The sequence below is a fragment of the Arthrobacter sp. PvP023 genome (assembly GCF_017832975.1).
Taxonomy (GTDB): domain Bacteria; phylum Actinomycetota; class Actinomycetes; order Actinomycetales; family Micrococcaceae; genus Arthrobacter.
The window spans coordinates 749,805-768,613 of the sequence record NZ_JAFIBI010000001.1 but is presented as its reverse complement, the minus strand read 5'-3'; the positions used below and the strand labels follow the sequence as shown (position 1 = coordinate 768,613).

Genomic DNA, 18,809 nt, shown 5'->3' with positions numbered 1-18,809 from the left:
GTTTAGTTCTCCACGAGGGAAACGTCGCGGACGGCTCCCTTGTCCGCTGAGAGGGCCATGGCGGCGTAGGCGCGCAGGGCGGGCGAGACCTTGCGGTCCCGGTTCCGGGCCTTGTAGCCGCCGTTGGCCCTGATGGCTTCGGCGCGCGCGGTGAGGACCTGGTCTTCCACGTGGAGGTGAACGAGGCGCTGGCTGATGTCGATGGTGATCCTGTCGCCGTTTTCGACCAGGGCGATGGTTCCGCCGGCGGCTGCCTCGGGGGAAACGTGTCCAATGGAGAGTCCGGAGGTTCCGCCTGAGAATCGCCCGTCGGTAATAAGGGCACATTTGGCGCCCAAGCCGCGGCCCTTGAGGAACGACGTGGGGTAGAGCATCTCCTGCATGCCGGGACCACCGCGGGGGCCTTCATAGCGGACCACGACGACGTCGCCGGCTTTGACGCGTTTGTTGAGGATGATGTCGCAGGCGTCTTCCTGGGAGTCGACTACGACGGCGGGTCCGGTGAAGATGTGGATTGACTCGTCCACGCCGGCGGTTTTAACGACGCAGCCGTCCGGGGCTAGGTTTCCGCGGAGGATGGCCAGACCGCCGTCTGACGAGTAGGCGTGGTCGATGTCCCTGATGCACCCTGCCTGAGCGTCCCGGTCAAGGGTGTGCCAGCGTTCAGACTGGGAGAACGCCGACGATGAACGGACCCCGCCCGGAGCCGCATGGAACAGTTCCACTGCTTCCGGTGAAGGATCTTCGGAGCGGATGTCCCAGCGCGCGAGCCATTCCTTGAGGGACGGGGCGTGGATGGAATTGACGTCTTCGTTCAGGAGTCCTCCGCGCTGCAGCTCTCCGAGGATAGCGGGCATGCCACCAGCACGGTGCACGTCCTCCATCAGGTATGTTCCGTTCGGGGCTACCTTGCAGAGGCAGGGCACCCGGCGGGAGAGCCGGTCGATGTCGGTGAGCGTGTAGTCCAGTTCTGCTTCGTGGGCCGCGGCGAGCAGGTGGAGAATGGTGTTCGTTGACCCTCCCATGGCGATGTCCAGGGCCATGGCATTCTCGAAGGCTTGGCGGCTTGCAATAGCGCGGGGAAGGACCGATTCGTCGTCGCCGACGTAGAAGCGGTTGGTGAGATCCACGATGGTGGAGCCCGCGTCCTCGTAGAGCGCGCGGCGGGCAGTGTGGGTTGCGAGGGTGGAGCCGTTGCCTGGCAGGGAAAGGCCAAGGGCTTCGGTCAGGCAGTTCATGGAGTTCGCGGTGAACATTCCGGAGCAGGATCCGCAGGTGGGGCAGGCGGCTTCTTCCACGGACAGGGCGTCCTCGTCCGAGATGGACTCGTTGGCCGCGTCAGTCATGGCGTTGACCAGGTGGAGCCGCTTGCGGACCGTTCCGTCGATCAGGACAGCGGTGCCGCCCTCCATGGGACCGCCTGAGACGAACACCGTGGGGATGTTCAGGCGAAGCGCCGCCATCAGCATCCCGGGCGTGATTTTGTCGCAGTTCGAGATGCACACCAAGGCATCCGCGCAGTGGGCGTTGACCATGTACTCAACGGAGTCGGCGATCAGGTCGCGGGACGGCAGGGAGTACAGCATCCCGGAGTGCCCCATGGCAATGCCGTCATCAACGGCGATGGTGTTGAATTCGCGGGCGATGCCACCGGCGGCGTGGATGGCCTCGGAGACGATCCGTCCCACCGGGGCAAGGTGGGTGTGGCCGGGAACGAATTCAGTGAAGCTGTTCGCGACGGCAATGATGGGCTTTCCGAAATCCTCACGGGCCACGCCGGCGGCGCGCAGCAGTGCGCGGGCGCCGGCCATGTTTCGGCCGTGGGTGACAGTGCGGGAACGTAGAGGAGGCATGGTTAGGCGGTTTTCTCGAAGGCTGCTGTCTGGACGGTTTCGCGTTCCTCCAGGGCTCCGGTTACAGAGGCCGTGAGGCTGTTGGCGATGTGGGTGCGCGCGAGGTCGGCCGCGCCAGCGCCGTCCCGGGCAATGACGAGCTCGAGGATCTGGTGGTGCTGGTTCAGGTCGATGGTGCGGGGCTCGTCACCGGAGGGGAGCTCGAGCCCGATGCGGCGGTAACGGTCGGACTTGTCCCACAGGTCATCCAGGAGTTTGATCATGACGTCGTTGTGCGAGGCCGCGTAGACAGCGCGGTGGAATTCCCTGTGCACGGTGATGGCGTCCTCGCCCCAGACCCGCGTGACCGGCAAGAGCTTCTCGGCTGCCGTGCGCATTGCTGCAATATCGGCATCGGTCCGGCGGGCGGCTGCCAGTTCCGTTGCTGACGGTTCCAGTGAGAGGCGGACTTCAAGGAGTTCGCGCGCTTCGGAGGCGCTCATGTCAGCCACGCGGGAATCCCGGTGGGTGTCCATGATGATCAGGCCCTCGCTGGCGAGCCGGCGGATCGCCTCACGCAGGGGCGTGATGCTCATGTGCATGTTGTCCGCCAGTTCGTACTGGGAGATGCGCGAGCCCGGGGTCAGGCCACCGGAAAGGATCAGCTGGCGGAGTTCGTTGTACGCCAGGCTGCCCTTGCTGGAAAAGACGTTCGTGGTGCTCATCTGACGCTCCGAATCTCTTACCGAGGTATGGCCCCCGTTGTTCACACTTCACTGCCTTGGAAACATCTTATAAGAAATTCCTCGGAAAGACTTGTGCGCCCCATCACCCTCAGGCTAACCTTGATTCCAAGATCTTATAAGATATTCGCTCGAAGGGCCCATACCCCTCGTCGCCGCCTCGGATTAGCTTTGATCCAAGTCTTATAAGAAATAAGATACCCACACAGGAGAGATTCAAAGATGAAAATCGTTTCCGCCCACGTTGGCACCATTCCCATCAGTTCCTCGATCCGGAACGCCTTCATTGACTTCACCAAGATGGACTGCACGATCATCGCCCTGGTCAGCGACGTGTTCGTCGACGGAAAGCCCCTGGTTGGTTATGGATTCAACTCCAACGGCCGCTACAACGCGACCGGCATCCTGAAAGATCGCATTCTTCCGCGCATCATGGATGCCCCGTCCGAGGATCTTCTGGACGAGGACGGCCAGCTCTCGCCGGAGAAGGCGTGGGACCTGATGATGTCCAACGAAAAGCCCGGCGGCCACGGCGAGCGCTCGGTGGCCGTCGGCGTCGCCGACATGGCCCTGCACGACCTCGCGGCCAAGATCGCCGGCGTCCCGCTCTACCGGTGGATCTCTGACCACTACGGCGACGGAAACCCGGACAAGGACGTCTTCGTCTACGCCGCTGGCGGCTACTACGCACCCGGCAAGAGCCTCGAGGACCTGCAGAACGAAATGCGCGGCTTCCTCGCCAAGGGCTACAACGTGGTCAAGATGAAGATCGGCGGCGCCGACCTCGCTGAAGACCTCCGCCGCATCGAAGCCGTGATCGAGGTCCTCGACGGCGACGCTTCCCGCCTGATGGTGGACGTCAACGGCAAGTTCGACCTGGACACCGCCCTTGAATACGGCAAAGCCATCGACCAGTACGGGCTGTTCTGGTACGAGGAAGTCGGAGACCCGCTGGACTACGCCCTGAACGCCACCCTCTCCGAGCACTACAAAAACCCGATCGCCACCGGAGAGAACCTGTTCTCCCTCCAGGACGCCCGCAACCTGGTCCGCTACGGCGGGATGCGCCCGGACCGCGACTTCATCCAGGTCGACCCGGCCCTGAGCTACGGCCTGACCGAATACCGCCGGATCCAGGACATGCTCGCCCAGCACGGCTGGTCCTCACGCCGCTGCATCCCCCACGGCGGACACCAGTTCTCCCTGCACATCGCCGCAGCCCTCAAGCTCGGTGGCAACGAGTCCTACCCGGGCGAGTTCCAGCCGACCGGCGGCTTCACCGACGACGCCGTCATCGTCAACAGCCGCGTAGCCCCGGGTGACCTGCCGGGTATCGGGCTCGAGGGCAAGGCCGAGTTCTACAAAGTCCTGCGCGCGCTGCACAACTAACCAATCCGGTAGTGCCCCGGTCCCGGGCAGCATCACTGCCCGGGACCGCACCCCTCCAACTTTCTCCGTCCGACGTGCAAAGGAGCACCAAGATGTCCTCCCACACAATGCAGAACCCGCAGCATTCCGCCCACCCGCCCAAGCAGCGATCCCGGTTCGGCCGGCTGATTCGCGAACTCTGGTTCCAAGTTGTCCTGGGCGCAGTCCTGGGCATCGCCGTCGGCCTGCTCCTGCCCTCCGTCGGCAAACAACTCACCCCCCTTAGCGACTGGTTCATCGCCCTGGTGAAGATGATCGTCATCCCAGTGGTGTTCTGCGTCGTGTCCCTTGGCATCGCTTCGATGGACAGCCTGCGCAAGGCAGGCCGCATCGGGGTGAAGGCGCTGGGCTACTTCCTGGCCCTGTCGCTGGTGTCGATGCTGATCGGCCTGGTCGTCGCCAACGTCTTCCGCCCCGGCGACGGCATGAATATCGATCCATCACAGCTGGACTCGAGCAAGGTTCCTGCGGCCGCTAACAAGAGCTTCGACGGCCTCGAGTTCGTCAGCAACATCATTCCGGAATCGCTGTTCGGAGCCCTCACCGGCCACACCATCATCGCCGCGCTGATGGTCTCCATCGTGTTCGGTGCCGCCATGAACGTCTCCGGAGAAGCCGGTGCCTTCCTCACCAAGGGCATCCAGGCCCTGTCCACAGTGATCTTCAAGATCGTCACCTGGGTCATGCGCCTCGCCCCCATCGGCACGTTCGGTGCGCTGGCGGCCGTTGTGGCCAACTACGGCACCCAGAGCCTGCAGCAACTCGGATACCTGGTCCTGCTGTTCACCGGAACCTGCATCCTCTACGTCCTGGTAGTTCTGGGCATTATCGCCCGTACCTGCGGACTGAACATCTTCACGGTGATGCGCTACTTCAAGGCAGAACTGCTCATCGCCCTGAGCACCTGCTCCAGCGAAGCGGTCCTTCCGCAGCTGATCAAGAAGCTCGAAGCCATGGGCGTCGGCAAGTCCACCGTCGGCATCGTGATCCCGTCCGGGTTCTCCTTCAACCTCGACGGATCCGCCGTCTACCTGACCATGGCTTCAGTGTTCCTGGCCCAGGCCGTCGGCATGGACCTCTCCTGGGAACAGCAGCTGGTCATGGTCGGCGTCATGATGCTCACCAGCAAGGGCACCGCTGGAATTGCCGGCGGCGCGTTTATCGTCCTGGCCAGCACTCTGAGCTCAGTGGGCGGAATCCCGCTGGCCGCTCTCGCCCTCATTGTCGGCATCGACCGGCTCCTGAACGAAGGCCGGGTGTTCATCAACGTCCTTGGCAACGTGATGGCAGCCGTTGTCGTCGGCAAATGGGAGAAGGACTACGACCCTGAACAGGCCCGCGAGGCCCTGCACGCCCATGGCCGGAAGAAGAACGAAATCGAGGCAAAGACACCGGCCGCCGTGGAACCGGACAAGGTCGACGTCCACTAGCACCGCGCCCAGCCAGGGCCGCCGCGCGCACCGCGGCGGCCCTGTCCGCATGAACCGTAAACCCACAGCCGCTGACGGCAGCGCATCCGCCCCAAACAAGAAGAGGAACCCAGCCGCACCATGGCCCCACGCATCCTGATCACCACCGACTACCTCCACCCCGGAGATACCGTTGACCAGCTCCTGCGCGAACACGGCCTGGAACCGGTCTACGCTCCATCCCGGGGGACACGGACCCCTGAGGAACGCCGCTCCTTGTTCGACGGCATTTCCGGTGCGATCCTAGCCAGCGAGCCGGTCACCGCAGACATGCTCACCGGCGCTGCCGCCCTGCAAGTCATCGCACGCAGTGGCGTGGGGTACGACTCCATCGACGTCCCTGCCGCGGCCGCACAAGGAATCAGGGTCTGCAACGCCCCCGGGACAAACCACCACTCCGTCGCTGAGCTGACCATCGGACTGATCGTCATGGCCGCACGCCGCCTCCTGGAGGTCACCAACGGCGTCCACCAAGGTCGCTGGCCCCGGGAAGCCGGCCATGAACTGCACGGTTCCACCCTCGGCATCATCGGCTTCGGCCCCAGCGGACGCGCCACCGCAAGCCTGGGCGTCGCCCTTGGCATGACTGTCCTGGTCAGCACCGCCTACCCTGACGGTGATAACCAGCCGGTCCGGTTCACTGATCTCGACACCGTCATCCGCGACGCCGACTATCTTTCCCTGCACACCCGCGGCGGCCAGGGCACCGGCAAACTCATCGACGCGCCCCGGCTGCAAGCGATGAAACCCACCGCCGTACTCATCAACACAGCCCGCGGCTCGCTCGTGGACGAAGGGGCCCTGGCTAACGCACTCAACGATGGCATCATTGCCGGCGCCGCGCTGGACGTGCTCGAAAGCGAACCCCTGCCCGGCGACAGCCCCCTCCGGAGCCTGGATAACGTTCTCATCACCTCCCACCTCGCCGGCCAGACAGCCGAAGCCCGGGCTCGGGCCGGGCTGGCAGCCGCGCACGCCGTCATTGACGTCATCGAAAACCGTGAACCGGCACACCCGGTCGACCGCTAAAGCCGAACACACGCCAACTACGAAGAAGGATCCTGATGTCGAAATCCCACCGCATCGCAGTCATTCCCGGCGACGGAATCGGGACCGAAGTTGTGCCCGAGGGGCTGCGCGTCTTGGACGCCGCAGCCTCAGCCTTCGACCTCAACCTCACATACGAACACTTCGATTACGCCTCCGCTGACTACTACACCCGGCACGGGAAGATGCTGCCCGACGGATGGTTCGAGGAACTGAACCGGTTCGATTCCATCTTCTTCGGTGCCGTCGGGTGGCCTGACGTCGTCCCCGACCACGTATCGCTGTGGGGCAGCCTCCTGCAGTTCCGCCGTCACTTCGACCAGTATGTCAGCCTCCGCCCGGTCAAGCTCCTGCCCGGCGTGCCCAGCCCCCTGGCCGGCAGGGTTCCGGGCGATGTCGACTTTTACGTCGTGCGCGAAAACACCGAAGGCGAATACTCCAGCATCGGCGGGAAGATCTTCGAAGGCACCGACCGCGAAACGGTCATCCAGGAAACCGTCATGACCCGCACCGGCGTGGACCGGATCCTCAAATACGCCTTCGACCTGGCCCAGAGCCGGCCCAAGAAGCACCTGACCTCCGCCACGAAGAGCAACGGCATCTCCATCACCATGCCCTACTGGGACGAACGGGTGCAGGCCATGACCGCCGCCTACCCGGGGATAAAGGTGGACAAGTACCACATCGACATCCTGGCGGCTAACTTTGTCATGCACCCCGATTGGTTCGACGTCGTCGTCGCCAGCAACCTCTTCGGCGATATCCTCTCCGACCTCGGGCCGGCGTGCACGGGAACCATCGGCATCGCCCCCAGCGGCAACATCAACCCTGAACGCAAGTTTCCCAGCCTGTTCGAGCCGGTCCACGGGTCCGCCCCGGACATCGCCGGCAAGGGCATCGCCAACCCCATAGGTCAGATCTGGTGTGCCGCGATGATGCTCGACCACTTGGGGGAACCGGAAGCCGCGGCCGCCATCACCACCGCCATGGAAACCGTGCTCGCTCACGGGGAAAAAGCCCTCACACCCGACATGGGCGGCAATGCCACCACAGAAGAACTAGGCAAAGCGGTGGCATCTGCCCTGACCGCACCATGACCCCATCAACCGGCCCCGGCACCCATCGGGCACCTGCCTACGGAGAGCGGATCATGCTCCGGCAGTACATCAATTGGCGCCGGCTTATCGGAGCGACTGTCCAGATCCGCCAGCACGGCAGGATCATCCGCACCGGAACCGTCGATGATGCGATGGCAGACTCCACCGCACTCTGGATCGCAGGCGACGCCGCCCAACCACGCACCATGTACGAAGCCTCGCTCGGGATCGAGGTGTGGACAGAACCGGAAGAAACCGAAGACGGGCTCCGCTACCACCGGATGACATCCCCACCACCATCATCAACCTGAGTTAGCACGGAGACCCATGACGCAGCACACCTACATGCCCCAAAGCATCGAAGACACCACCCACGCCACCCCGCCGCTCAATGACGTTCCCCAGGCCATGCGGCCCGAACGAAACATCCCCGCTGAAATTGCCCGTTCGTGGCTTTTGGTGAACGCAATGAAGCCTGAGCTTTTTGACGTCTCGGCCGTGTCGCGCGCGGACTCGATCATCCTGGATATCGAAGATGCAGTGGACCCCTCGCAGAAGGACACCGCCCGCGAACACGTCATCAACTGGCTGACCGCCGGCGGCCAGGCCTGGGTGCGCATCAACGACGCCACCAGCCCGTTCTGGGCCGATGACCTCGCCGGACTGCGCGGCACCCCGGGCCTGCTCGGCGTTATGCTCGCCAAGACCGAGTCCGCGGACCAGGTCACCGAGAGCTACCACCGCATGGACGGCAAGACCCCCGTGATTCCGCTGGTGGAATCCGCCGTCGGCATCGAGGAAGCCAACAACATCGCCAAGGCCCAGGGCGCCTTCCGCCTGGCGTTCGGTTCCGGCGACTTCCGCCGCGACACCGGCATGGCGGCCACTCCCGAGGCCATGGCGTACCCGCGGGCCAAGCTGGTTGTCGCCAGCCGCGTCGGCAACCTCCCGGGCCCCATCGACGGCCCCACGGTGGGAACCAACCACCCGATCCTGCGCGAGCAGACCGGCATCACCGTGATGATGGGCATGACCGGCAAGCTCTGCCTGGCCATTGACCAGACCAACGTCATCAACGAGGTCATCAGCCCCACGCCGTCGGACGTCGCCTGGGCCACGGACTTCATGGCCGACTTCGAAGCCAACGGCCGCGTCATCCGCGACGGCTCCGACCTGCCCCGCCTGGGCCGCGCCGGGAAGATCATGAAGCTCGCGGTTGCCTTTGGGGTGCAACCGGCACTCTGAATGCCCTCACCGCGCACTGCCGTAAACAGCAACCAAGATCAGGAAGAGACAACGAATGGCCTACGCAAATTACCAGTACAAGGGTCGCAACTTCATCGGCGAAGTTCACGGCGCGCACCTCATCCCGCTGGCCGGGCTCACTGACGTCGGGCCGGAAACATCCGCAGAGCTCCTTGCCAGTGCTGCCCGTCTGACCGGATCACGGGTTGCCCTGTCCGAAGTCACCCTGCGCGCTGCGTCGCCACGGGCCGGGAAGATCCTCTGCGTGGGTTTGAACTACAAGGACCATGCCAACGACGCCAGCACGGCCGTCTTTCCCGTTCTCTTCCCCAAGTACACATCCACCCTCATCGGACCCGCCGACGACATCATCCTGCCCCCGGAATCCACCCAGGTCGACTTCGAAGGGGAACTTGCCGTCATCATCGGCAAGACAGGCCGCCGCATCGCCGAACAGGACGCCATGGACCACGTCCTTGGCTATTGCGTCTCCAACGACGTCACCATGCGCGACTACCAAAACAAGTCCCACCAATGGTTGCAGGGCAAGGTCTGGGACAACACCACCCCGATAGGCCCCTACATCGTCACCCCGGCAGAAACCGAGGTGAGCAAGGCAGGCATCAGCACAACCCTGAACGGGAAAGTGGTACAAAAATCTGATCTCTCCCACCTGATCTTCAGCATCCCAACACTCATCGCCACCATCTCCGAATTCACCACACTGGAGCCAGGGGACGTCATCCTCACCGGCACACCATCCGGAGTGGGATACCGCCGAGACCCCCAACTGTTCCTCAAGGACGGCGACACCATCACTGTGGCCGTGGAAGGAGTCGGCAGCATCACCAACAACGTGAGGGCGGAAGTCTAGAATTCCCCCATGGCCGTATACCTCGATCCGCCGCTCTGGCCAGCCCACGGAACCCACTTTTCACACCTGATCTCGGACACCTCCCTCGACGAGCTGCACCGCTTCGCGGCGGCCGCCGGCATTCCGGAGCGGGCGTTCGACGGCGACCATTACGACGTCTCCGAGGCCAGGTACAACGCCCTCGTGGAGGCCGGTGCCATCCCCGTTGAGGCAAGGATCCTGGTCCGCAAGCTGATTGCCTGCGGGCTCCGCATCCCTGCCCGCCAGCGCGGCAAGGCCCTCAAGGTGCCGCTGCTGAACCGCTGGAACGCCGTGCTGCCCGGCCACGACGCCCTGTTCCTGGACCTGCTGGACCGGTGGGGCGAGGAACACCGGAAGTACCACGGCCGTACCCACCTGCTGTCCGTCCTGGAGGCCCTGGACCTGCTCACCGAGCCGGCCGGCCCGCCACGCACCGTGGTTCTCGCCGCCTGGTTCCACGACGCCGTCTACCGCGGGATCGCCGGACAGGACGAGGAGGAATCGGCGCGGCTGGCCGAGGACAGGCTCCTGCACGCCGGACTGTCCCAGGATGAGGCGTACGAGGTGGGGCGGCTGGTCCGGCTCACTGCCGACCACCGTCCGGAACCGGGGGACGACGACGGTGCCCTCCTCTGCGACGCGGACCTGTCGGTTCTCGGCGGCGAACCCAAGGCGTACGGCCGCTACCTCAGCGCCGTCCGGGAAGACTTCGCGCACATCGGCGACGCCGACTTCGCGGCGGGACGCGCCGCCGTCGTGCGTCACCTGCTGGAGCTGGACCCGCTGTTCAACACGGCCCGCGGCCGTGAGCTCTGGCTTGACTCCGCCCGGCGAAACCTGGCGGGCGAGCTCGCGTGAGCGAGGTTCAGGCCGCGCACCGGCAACTGCCGTTTACGGTCCGCTTTGAATGGGGGCTCGATGGCGCCATGGCCGTGGCGCCAGGAGCCGAACTGGCCGTGGTGGTGGATGTCCTGTGTTTCACCACGTGCGTGAGCGTCGCCGTGGACCGCGGCGCCAATGTGTTCCCCTACCGCTGGAAGGACGGCACCGCCGCTGATTTCGCCGCGGCGCAGGACGCGGTCCTCGCCGGCCGGCGCGGCGGGAGCGGGGTGAGCCTCTCCCCTGCCAGCCTGCGCTCCGCGCCGGCTCTGGACAGGGTGGTGCTTCCCTCGCCCAACGGCTCCGCGCTGGCCCACTCCCTGGCGGGAACAGTACCGCGGGTGGCCGCGGTATGCCTCCGCAACGCCCGCGCGACCGCCGAGTGGGCGGCCCGGAACCTTCCGCCCGCAGCGGTGATCGCCGTCATCGCGGCCGGGGAAAAGTGGCCCGACGGCGGGCTCCGGCCCGCGCTGGAGGACCAGTTGGGAGCGGGGGCCTTCCTGGCCGCGCTGCCAGAGCACCGCCGGAGCGGGTTCTCCCCGGAGGCGCAGTGGGCGATGGACGCGTTCATGGCTGCGGAGCCACGGCTTGGTGGCACGCTTCTGGAGTCCTCCAGCGGACGGGAGCTCGTTTTCGGCGGCTACCAGGAGGACGTGGAAATCGCAGCGGAACTCAACGGAAGCGCCGCCGTCGCGCTTCTCGACGGCGGCGCTTTCCGCCGGGCCTAGCGGTAGCTGGTGACGAACGGCCGGTCGGAGGGCACAATCTGCTTGCCGAGCGGCATCAGCGAAACCGGGATGAGCTTCAGGTTGGCGATGGCCAGCGGGATCCCGACGATGGTGATGGCCATGGCGAACGCGGTCACCACGTGGCCGATCGCGATCCAGATGCCCGCGACCACCAACCAGATGACGTTGCCCAGCAGCGAGAACACGCCGTTGCCGCCCGGCTTGTCCACCACCATGCGGCCGAAGGGCCACAGCGTGTAGGACGCAATCCGGAAGGACGCGATGCCCCAGGGGATGGTCACGATGAGCAGGCAGCAGATGATCCCCGCGAAGAAGTACCCGAGCGCCAGCCAGAGCCCGCCGCAGACCAGCCAAATGATGTTGAGCAATGTCTTCATACAGCCATTGTCCACCGAGGGCGAGTGATCGGAAGTAGGGGACTGCCCTGACCGGGCCCTGAATTCCGGGCCACGCTGCTTCAGCCGATGATCGGCCGCTCTTCGGGCAGGTGGTAGAGCCGCGGATGCGCAGACAGTGCAAGGGCAGAGGCCACAGTGATGGTCCCGATCCGGCCGATGAACATCAGCGCCATCAGGACCCACTCCGCGCTGGCCGGCAGGTGGTAGGTGATGCCGGTGCTCACCCCCACTGTGGCGAAGGCGGAAATGGATTCGAAGAGCACCTTTTCGAGGCTGTAGTCGGTGAACATCAGGAGCAGGAGCGTTCCCGCGATGACCGCGGCAACCCCCAGCAAGGCAACGGAAAGCGCCTGGCGCTGTGCCGAGGAACTGATGGACCGGTGGGCGATGGTGACCTGCTCACGGCCCCGCACCTCGTTCCAGATGGCGAATCCCAGGATCAGGAAGGTGGTGATCTTGATACCGCCCGCGGTCCCGGCGCTCCCGCCGCCGATGAACATGAGGATGTTGGTGACCATCAGGGTTTCCGGCGTGGCGGCCCCGTAGTCGATGCTGTTGAAGCCCGCGGTGCGCGGAAACACGCTGCCGGCCAGTGCGCCGAGGAACTTTCCGCCGGTGCTGAGCGACCCCAGGGTTTCGGGCCGGTTCCATTCGAAGGCGGCGAAGAGCACGAAGCCGGCGGCGAGCAGCATGAGGGTGCCGTAGACGGTCAGCCGCACGTGGACCGTCCACTCCTTGAACCGGAACCCGTCCCCCATCAAGGCGATGATGACCGGGAAACCCAGGCCGCCGGCCACCACTGCCGCGCAGATGGGGATGATGATCCACGGGTCTTCAGCGAGCCCGACGAGGTTGTCGCTGTAGAGCGAAAAGCCTGCGTTGTTGAAAGCGGATACTGCGTGGAAGATGCCGTGCCACAGTGCCGTGGCCGGGTTGGCGTCATACCCGAACCAGAACCGGAGCGTCAGGACCGCCGCCGTGCTGCCCTCGATGGTTGCCATGATTTTGGCGACCCGCACCAGCACGGACCGGACATCGCCGAAGTTCAAGGTGTGGGTTTCGGACTGCGCCACGAGCTGCCCGCGGAGGCCCAGGTTCTTGCGGACCAGCAGTGCGAGCAGGGTTGCCAGCGTCATGATGCCGAAGCCGCCCACCTGGATCAGCCCGAGGATGACTGCCTGGCCCAAGGGCGTCCAGAACGTGGCCGTGTCCACAGTGATCAGCCCTGTCACGCAGACGGCGGAAACCGAGGTGAACAGGGCGGGCATCGCTGTGTCGGAGTCGGTGGGGTAATGCGAGGCGGGAAGCAGGAGCAGCCCGGCTCCCAGCATGATTACGGCAAGGAATGCCACCGGCACCGACCTGACCGGGTGCAGGAGCAGGCGCCTGATGCGGCTGTCCCCGGGCCGGATGTCCGTGCCCGCTTTTGCCGACCCTCTCAGCGGTACCGCCATTGGAAAATCCTCTCATCGGCGGGCATGCGAAGGGCTTCAGGCGCCGTGCCTCTATAACGTGCCTGTTGTTCGACGCATCACGGAGCGTAGCACCGTGCGATTCCGGCTTAACCCGGTCTTTACGAAATCCTTACGCTGCCCGCTCACGGCGTCACGGCGGCCCGGGCGCATACTGTTGGCAGCGTCCCGGCGAAGGGCTAACGTCACAGCAAGGGACGGTCCGCACAAGGAGGCGCAGCGTGACTATTGTTGACAATGCCGTCTATGTGAATGGCCGCCGGACCACCGACCCGGAAGGGCTCGAGGAGACCTACTTCCTGCTGCGGCAGCGTGAGGGGATGGCCTGGATCGGGCTGTACCGGCCGGACTCGCAGGAACTGCGTTCCGTGGCAGACGAGTTCGAACTCAGCCACCTGGCGGTGGAGGACGCCCTGACCGGGCACCAGCGGGCCAAACTTGAGCACTACGGCGAAACCCTGTTTCTGGTGCTGCGCCCGGCGCGCTATCTCGACGACGTCGAAAAGGTCGAGTTTGGCGAAATCCACGTCTTCGTGGGTACTGACTTTGTGGTCACCGTCCGCCATGCCGAGTCACCGGACCTTGCCCGCGTCCGCCGCAGGATGGAATCGGAGCCCGAGTTCCTGGCGCTGGGACCCGACGCCGTGCTGTACGCCATCCTGGACCAGGTGGTGGATGAATACGAGCCGGTGGCCGCCGGGCTGGAAAACGACATCGACGAAATCGAGGATGACCTCTTCGGCGGCGACCCCGACGTGTCACGCCGGATCTATGAGCTCTCGCGCCAGGTCATCATGTTCCAGCGCGGAACCAGTCCCCTTGCAGGGATCCTGCAGGCCCTGCTCACCGGCACACCCGAGCACCGGCCCGGCCCCGAACTGCAGGACCACCTGCGCGACGTCCTGGACCACGTCCTGCGGCTTGGCGAGCGGACCGCTTCCTTCAGGGCCCTGCTGCAGAACGCGCTCACGGTCAACGCGGCGCTGGTTGCACAGCGGCAGAACGATGAAATGCGGCGCCTGACGGAATCCAGCTTCGCGCAGAGCGAGCAGGTCAAACGGATCTCCTCGTGGGCTGCCATCCTCTTCGCCCCGACCCTGGTAGGCACCATTTACGGGATGAATTTCCGCACCATGCCTGAGCTGGACTGGGTCTTTGGCTACCCTATGGCGCTGGGCCTGATGGCGGTCATGGGCGTGATCCTCTACGCGGCCTTCCGGCACAACAAATGGATCTGACGGCGCTCCGGGCGGCCCTGGCTCAAACAGCTAACCGGGCCCGCGTGCCGGGAATGTCCCTGGCGGTCGTGTCACGGGACCGCGTGCTGTATTCCGGCGCGACCGGGTATGCGGACGTGTATGCCCTGACGCCGGCAACCGCGGACACGGTCTATCCATGGTTTTCGATGACCAAGCCGGTGACAGCCACTGCCGCCCTGCGGCTATCCGACCAGGGGCTCCTGGACCTGCACGCACCTGTGCATGAATACCTGCCCTGGCTGCGCGCCCCCGGCCCTGCCCAGCCCACCGTGTGGCAGCTGCTCAGCCATTCGGCGGGGCTGGGCAATCCGCTGCCCGTGAAATGGATCCACCCCGCGGGCGCAACGGGGCCGGACCAGGAACAGATGCTGCGGCAACTGATGGCCAGGCGCAGGCCGTTCCGCTACCGGGTGGGAGGCACCGGACACTACTCCAACGTCGGCTACCTTGTGGCGGCGCAGATCATCAGCCAGGTCTCCGGCGAGCCGTTCACAAGCTATGTCCAACGCGAGATCCTCACCCCGCTGGGGATGGATTCAACCGGTTTCTCGTATCCGCCAGGGCGTCAGGCGGCCACGGGTTATGTCCGGCTCCCACGCCCGCTCGCACCGGTGCTGGCGCGGATCCTCCCGCCGGGGACTCTGGGCCCACGGCACGGCGACTACTCGTCACTGAACCCGTTCCTGGTTGACGGCGCGGGCTACGGCGGCCTGGTGGGAACAGTACTGGACGCGGCCGAGTTTGCCCGGATGCACCTCAATGACGGGCTGGCCGCCGGCCCCGGAACCACGGCTCTCGGAACCACGGTGTCCGGGGCTGCCGGCAGGGCGGGCGGGAGCCGCATTCTGCAGGAATCCACGGCCCGGGCAATGCGCCAAATCCATGTCCCGGGAAAGGGGTTTGACCACTCCGCAGGCTGGTTCCGGAAGCACACCCGCGGGCCCCACGGGTCCTACGTGGAGCACTTCGGCACCGGGCTGGGGTTTTGGAACATCATGCGCCTCTACCCGGAACGGGGCAGGGCAGTCGTGCTCATGTCCAACGGCTCCACGAGCTACGACTACGCCGCCTTGTTTTCCCTGATCCTCCGGATGCCCTGGACCTGAGCCGCCGCGGCCGCCCGGCTGGCGCCGCGCCCCGTGGCCGGTCCTTCCGGTCTAGCTCTGCTTGACCAGGGCCGCCTCCACGTTGATCTTGACCTTGTCACTTACCAGCAGCCCGCCGGCTTCGAGGGCCGCGTTCCAGGTCAGTCCGAACTCCTTGCGGCTGATTTCGGCCTCGGCACTGAATCCCGCCCGGGTGGCCCCGAACGGATCAACCGCCACGCCGGTGAACTCCACTTCGAGTTCCACGGGCTTGGTGATGCCGCGGATGGTGAGGTCGCCGGTGACGGTGTAGTCCTCGCCGTCGCCTTCGATGCCCGTGGCCCGGAAAGTCATCTCGGGATACTGCTCGACGTCGAAGAAGTCCGCTCCGCGTACATGGGCATCACGGTTGGCATCGCCGGAGTCGAAGCTCGCCGTCTTGACGGTGGCGTGCAGGCTGGAGGCTGCCAGGGACGTTCCCACGTGCGCCTCCGCCGAGGCGTCGGTGAAGCGGCCGCGGACTTTGCTGATGCCGGCATGGCGGACCGTGAACCCGATTTCGCTGTGGGACATGTCGAGGGTCCAAATGCCGGGGGTAATACCTTGGGGCAGAGTCACAACGGGTCTCCTTTGACTCGGTTGGCGGGCGTGGCCCGCCGGGTTCTTCGGGGTGCTCCCCAGCTGAATGCTAGCGAAGACCCCTACCCACGGCTAGCCTCCGCGCCCGGCACCTCAGCCGGGGCTGTAGCCGCAGACGCAGCCCATTTAGGCTGCCAGCCGATGGCGGGGGCAATGTGGCGGGCAATGGTGCCCAGCAGCTTGGCGTTGAAGTCCACGCCCAGCTGGTTCGGGACAGTGAGGAGCAGCGTGTCGGCAGCCTGCACCGCGGCGTCTGCCGCAAGTTCCTCGGCGATCGCCTCAGGCTCGCCCACGTAGCTCTTTCCGAACCGTGCCACCAGGCCGTCGATGATGCCCACCTGGTCCCGCCTTTCCCGCAGGGCGCTGAGGCCGAAGTACCGGCGGTCCTCGTCGTCGACGATGGGCAGGACGCTGCGGCTGACCGATACCCGCGGCGTGTGCTGGTGGCCTGCGCCGGCCCAGGCATCACGGAACATGCTGATCTGCTCCGCCTGCAGCTCGTCGAAGGGCACACCTGTGTCTTCGGTCAGGAGCGTGGAACTCATCAGGTTCATCCCCTGTTCCGCGGTCCACACGGCGGTGGCGCGGGATCCGGCGCCCCACCAGATCCGGCGGGCAAGATCCGGCGAGTTCGGCTGCACCGGAAGCCTGCCGGGTCCGCCGCCATAGCGTGGATCGGATTCGGCCACCCCGGCGCCGGTGATGGCATGGCGGAACACTGCGGTGTGTCGGCGCGCCATGTCAGCGGGGCTCTCGCCGTCGGCCGGAACATGGCCGAACACCGCTGCTCCGTCCCGGGCAGGTTCGGGTGAACCGCGGCTGACCCCGAGCTGCAGCCTCCCGCCGCTGATCAGGTCCGTGGCGGACGCTTCCTCGGCCATGTACAGCGGGTTCTCGTACCGCATGTCGATGACGCCGGTGCCCATTTCGATCCGGCTGGTGCGGGCGGCGATGGCGGCCAGCAGGGGGAACGGGGAGGCCTGCTGGCGGGCAAAGTGGTGCACCCGGAAGAAGGCGCCGTCGATCCCCAGTTCCTCAGCTGCCACGGCGAGGTCGATGCCCTGCAGCAGCGCATCCCGGGCGGTGCGGGTACGGGACCCCTCAACGTTGCCCCAGTGGCCGAAGGAAAGAAATCCGATGCGCTTCATGACTGCGGCAACAAGAACCGTGCGCCATCCATTCCGGCTGACGCCGTGTACCCCAGCGGAAGGGTGCTAAGCCTTCGCCGCCAGCACGAACGCCCGGATCTTCGCCAGGTCCTTTACCCCGCGCGAGCTTTCGACGCCGGAGGAGACATCCACTCCCCACGCACCGGCTTCCTTCGCGGCCAGGGCGACGTTAGCGGGGTCCAGGCCCCCTGCCAGCAGCCAGTTCCGGCCGGCCAGCCCCTTGGCCTGCACCGAGGCGTAGTCCCAGGCCTCCCCGGAGCCCGGAACAGCAGCGTCGATCAGCAGCAGTTCCTCGCCCCAGCTGCCGAATGCTTCCGGTGAGGCACCCATGGTGACGGCCCTGATCACCTTCATGCCGGCGTCGTGCGCTGCTTCGACGTCCTGCGGGGTGCGGTCCCCATGGAGTTGGATCCAGTCCAGGCCGGCGTCGCGGGCGAGCGCGATGGCGTCCGCCACCGGCTCGTGCCGGAACACGCCCACAGCCGGGGTGCCGGCCGGAACGTCGGCCAGAAGCTCCCGCGCGCGGGCGGGCGTGACCTCGCGCGGACTCCTGGTCAGGACAAAGCCGACGGCGTCCGCACCGGCGCCGGCCGCTTCCCGGACCGACTCCGGCGTACTCAACCCGCACACCTTGACGAACATCCCTGGCTCCTCCTGCCGTAATTCCTCCACCTGACGTTAGCAAGTCCGCGAAACCCCCACCGACACCCCTTCACCGGCGTCCCTGCCGACGCCGCCCGGCCCCCGGCCGCTAGGCTGGTCGGATGGAGATCATCCGCTATGCCGAACTCAGGGCCGAACCGTGGCGCAACAAGGGCGGGGTCACCCGCGAACTGGCCAGCCATCCGAAAGCTGCTTCCTCACAGGACGGCGTGTGGGACTGGCGGGTGAGCATCGCCGAGGTGTCCAAGGCCGGCGAGTTCTCCGCTTTTCCCGGCATGGACCGCGTGCTGACCGTCATCGAAGGCGAACTCCTCCTGCTGACGGTTGACGGCGCCGAACACCCGCTGGAGAAGTACCGGCCCTTCCGTTTTTCCGGTGATGCGGACGCAGCCGGCGCACTGCCCACAGGCGACATCCGCGACCTCAACGTGATTACCCGGAACGGGGCGTTCAAGGGGTACACGTCCATCATCGAACTCTCCAAGAAGCGCGCCCACCCCGTCTTCGAAGGCCAGCTGGGCATCCTGCTGCAGGGCCAGGCCACCGTCACCCCCGGCACCGCCGGCGGCGGGGACACCCCGGGCGACGGCGAAGCACCCGAAACAGCCCCGGCTGCCGGCGAGCCGGAGACGCTGGGCCGCTATGACGCCGTCGTCGGCTCCGACTCCGGCACCCCGGAAATCCTGGGCCGGGGCTTCCTGGCAGTCGTGTCTATAGACCGCGTTACCGGCTAGGCCGCA

19 protein-coding genes are annotated in these 18,809 nt (G+C 65.7%); 12 read left to right on the top strand and 7 right to left on the bottom strand.

Annotated elements, in window-relative coordinates; translation table 11 throughout:
• Positions 1 to 2 precede the first annotated feature (2 nt).
• Positions 3 to 1,853, bottom strand: a complete 1,851-nt coding sequence (ilvD, locus tag JOE31_RS03625; protein WP_209742178.1) for a dihydroxy-acid dehydratase — start codon at positions 1,851 to 1,853, stop codon at positions 3 to 5.
• A 2-nt stretch (positions 1,854 to 1,855) separates the two neighbouring features.
• A complete protein-coding gene (locus JOE31_RS03620) occupies positions 1,856 to 2,557 on the bottom strand; it encodes a GntR family transcriptional regulator (protein WP_209742177.1) in 702 nt (233 codons plus the stop codon).
• 240 nt (positions 2,558 to 2,797) lie between these two features.
• Here JOE31_RS03620 and JOE31_RS03615 point away from each other — a divergent pair, with 240 nt between their 5' ends.
• From JOE31_RS03615 to JOE31_RS03575, 9 genes are all read left to right on the top strand, one after another.
• Complete coding sequence (locus JOE31_RS03615) at positions 2,798 to 3,964, top strand: mandelate racemase/muconate lactonizing enzyme family protein (protein WP_209742176.1); 1,167 nt, start codon at positions 2,798 to 2,800, stop codon at positions 3,962 to 3,964.
• Positions 3,965 to 4,056: 92 nt separating this feature from the next.
• Positions 4,057 to 5,433: a cation:dicarboxylate symporter family transporter gene (locus JOE31_RS03610; protein ID WP_209742175.1), complete on the top strand. Its 1,377-nt coding sequence runs from the start codon at positions 4,057 to 4,059 to the stop codon at positions 5,431 to 5,433.
• 120 nt (positions 5,434 to 5,553) lie between these two features.
• Positions 5,554 to 6,501 carry a phosphoglycerate dehydrogenase gene (locus JOE31_RS03605; protein ID WP_209742174.1) on the top strand — a complete coding sequence of 316 codons (948 nt, stop codon included), beginning with the start codon at positions 5,554 to 5,556 and terminating at the stop codon, positions 6,499 to 6,501.
• 35 nt (positions 6,502 to 6,536) lie between these two features.
• The gene (locus tag JOE31_RS03600; RefSeq protein WP_209742173.1) at positions 6,537 to 7,616 is read left to right on the top strand and encodes a tartrate dehydrogenase; all 1,080 of its coding nucleotides are present in this window, start codon (positions 6,537 to 6,539) and stop codon (positions 7,614 to 7,616) included.
• On the top strand, positions 7,613 to 7,927 hold the full coding sequence (locus tag JOE31_RS03595) for a hypothetical protein (RefSeq protein WP_245198954.1): 315 nt from the start codon (positions 7,613 to 7,615) through the stop codon (positions 7,925 to 7,927). Before JOE31_RS03600 ends, JOE31_RS03595 begins: the two co-directional genes overlap by 4 nt.
• 97 nt (positions 7,928 to 8,024) lie before the next feature.
• Positions 8,025 to 8,861 carry a CoA ester lyase gene (locus JOE31_RS03590; protein ID WP_209748109.1) on the top strand — a complete coding sequence of 279 codons (837 nt, stop codon included), beginning with the start codon at positions 8,025 to 8,027 and terminating at the stop codon, positions 8,859 to 8,861.
• Positions 8,862 to 8,916: 55 nt separating this feature from the next.
• A complete protein-coding gene (locus JOE31_RS03585; protein ID WP_209742172.1) occupies positions 8,917 to 9,735 on the top strand; it encodes a fumarylacetoacetate hydrolase family protein in 819 nt (272 codons plus the stop codon).
• Positions 9,736 to 9,744: 9 nt separating this feature from the next.
• Positions 9,745 to 10,614, top strand: a complete 870-nt coding sequence (locus JOE31_RS03580; protein WP_209742171.1) for a DUF4031 domain-containing protein — start codon at positions 9,745 to 9,747, stop codon at positions 10,612 to 10,614.
• A complete protein-coding gene (locus JOE31_RS03575) occupies positions 10,611 to 11,363 on the top strand; it encodes a 2-phosphosulfolactate phosphatase (RefSeq protein ID WP_209742170.1) in 753 nt (250 codons plus the stop codon). The genes JOE31_RS03580 and JOE31_RS03575 overlap by 4 nt, the downstream gene beginning before the upstream one ends.
• On the opposite strand, the gene JOE31_RS03570 is transcribed toward JOE31_RS03575, so the two are convergent.
• Positions 11,360 to 11,761 (bottom strand): YccF domain-containing protein, encoded by a 402-nt coding sequence (locus tag JOE31_RS03570; RefSeq protein ID WP_209742169.1) that lies wholly within the window; start codon positions 11,759 to 11,761, stop codon positions 11,360 to 11,362. The two genes, JOE31_RS03575 and JOE31_RS03570, sit on opposite strands and share 4 nt — an antisense overlap.
• Before the next feature lie 80 nt (positions 11,762 to 11,841).
• The gene (locus JOE31_RS03565; RefSeq protein ID WP_209742168.1) at positions 11,842 to 13,236 is read right to left on the bottom strand and encodes a TrkH family potassium uptake protein; all 1,395 of its coding nucleotides are present in this window, start codon (positions 13,234 to 13,236) and stop codon (positions 11,842 to 11,844) included.
• Between the two features lie 239 nt (positions 13,237 to 13,475).
• Between JOE31_RS03565 and JOE31_RS03560 the strand changes: the two genes are divergently transcribed.
• Both JOE31_RS03560 and JOE31_RS03555 read left to right on the top strand, forming a co-directional pair.
• Positions 13,476 to 14,492, top strand: a complete 1,017-nt coding sequence (locus JOE31_RS03560; protein WP_209742167.1) for a magnesium and cobalt transport protein CorA — start codon at positions 13,476 to 13,478, stop codon at positions 14,490 to 14,492.
• A complete protein-coding gene (locus tag JOE31_RS03555) occupies positions 14,483 to 15,619 on the top strand; it encodes a serine hydrolase (RefSeq protein WP_209742166.1) in 1,137 nt (378 codons plus the stop codon). Before JOE31_RS03560 ends, JOE31_RS03555 begins: the two co-directional genes overlap by 10 nt.
• A gap of 51 nt (positions 15,620 to 15,670) precedes the next feature.
• Here the strand turns inward: JOE31_RS03555 and JOE31_RS03550 are convergent, their stop codons facing one another.
• The 3 genes from JOE31_RS03550 to JOE31_RS03540 form a co-directional block, all read right to left on the bottom strand.
• Entirely contained in the window at positions 15,671 to 16,216 is a 546-nt protein-coding gene (locus JOE31_RS03550; RefSeq protein ID WP_209742165.1) for a YceI family protein, read from the bottom strand.
• Positions 16,217 to 16,299: 83 nt separating this feature from the next.
• Positions 16,300 to 17,385: an LLM class flavin-dependent oxidoreductase gene (locus tag JOE31_RS03545; protein ID WP_209742164.1), complete on the bottom strand. Its 1,086-nt coding sequence runs from the start codon at positions 17,383 to 17,385 to the stop codon at positions 16,300 to 16,302.
• Positions 17,386 to 17,451: 66 nt separating this feature from the next.
• On the bottom strand, positions 17,452 to 18,048 hold the full coding sequence (locus JOE31_RS03540; RefSeq protein WP_209742163.1) for a phosphoribosylanthranilate isomerase: 597 nt from the start codon (positions 18,046 to 18,048) through the stop codon (positions 17,452 to 17,454).
• Positions 18,049 to 18,170: 122 nt separating this feature from the next.
• On the opposite strand from JOE31_RS03540, the gene JOE31_RS03535 reads away from it, so the two are divergent.
• Positions 18,171 to 18,803 (top strand): HutD family protein, encoded by a 633-nt coding sequence (locus JOE31_RS03535; RefSeq protein WP_209742162.1) that lies wholly within the window; start codon positions 18,171 to 18,173, stop codon positions 18,801 to 18,803.
• The last annotated feature ends 6 nt before the right edge of the window (positions 18,804 to 18,809 follow it).

Coding starts and splice junctions, on each gene's coding strand:
- ilvD (WP_209742178.1), bottom strand. CDS start 1,853: ATGCCTCCTCTACGTTCCCGCACTGTCACCCACGGCCGAAACATGGCC.
- JOE31_RS03620 (WP_209742177.1), bottom strand. CDS start 2,557: ATGAGCACCACGAACGTCTTTTCCAGCAAGGGCAGCCTGGCGTACAAC.
- JOE31_RS03615 (WP_209742176.1), top strand. CDS start 2,798: ATGAAAATCGTTTCCGCCCACGTTGGCACCATTCCCATCAGTTCCTCG.
- JOE31_RS03610 (WP_209742175.1), top strand. CDS start 4,057: ATGTCCTCCCACACAATGCAGAACCCGCAGCATTCCGCCCACCCGCCC.
- JOE31_RS03605 (WP_209742174.1), top strand. CDS start 5,554: ATGGCCCCACGCATCCTGATCACCACCGACTACCTCCACCCCGGAGAT.
- JOE31_RS03600 (WP_209742173.1), top strand. CDS start 6,537: ATGTCGAAATCCCACCGCATCGCAGTCATTCCCGGCGACGGAATCGGG.
- JOE31_RS03595 (WP_245198954.1), top strand. CDS start 7,613: ATGACCCCATCAACCGGCCCCGGCACCCATCGGGCACCTGCCTACGGA.
- JOE31_RS03590 (WP_209748109.1), top strand. CDS start 8,025: ATGCGGCCCGAACGAAACATCCCCGCTGAAATTGCCCGTTCGTGGCTT.
- JOE31_RS03585 (WP_209742172.1), top strand. CDS start 8,917: ATGGCCTACGCAAATTACCAGTACAAGGGTCGCAACTTCATCGGCGAA.
- JOE31_RS03580 (WP_209742171.1), top strand. CDS start 9,745: ATGGCCGTATACCTCGATCCGCCGCTCTGGCCAGCCCACGGAACCCAC.
- JOE31_RS03570 (WP_209742169.1), bottom strand. CDS start 11,761: ATGAAGACATTGCTCAACATCATTTGGCTGGTCTGCGGCGGGCTCTGG.
- JOE31_RS03565 (WP_209742168.1), bottom strand. CDS start 13,236: ATGGCGGTACCGCTGAGAGGGTCGGCAAAAGCGGGCACGGACATCCGG.
- JOE31_RS03555 (WP_209742166.1), top strand. CDS start 14,483: ATGGATCTGACGGCGCTCCGGGCGGCCCTGGCTCAAACAGCTAACCGG.
- JOE31_RS03545 (WP_209742164.1), bottom strand. CDS start 17,385: ATGAAGCGCATCGGATTTCTTTCCTTCGGCCACTGGGGCAACGTTGAG.
- JOE31_RS03540 (WP_209742163.1), bottom strand. CDS start 18,048: ATGTTCGTCAAGGTGTGCGGGTTGAGTACGCCGGAGTCGGTCCGGGAA.
- JOE31_RS03535 (WP_209742162.1), top strand. CDS start 18,171: ATGGAGATCATCCGCTATGCCGAACTCAGGGCCGAACCGTGGCGCAAC.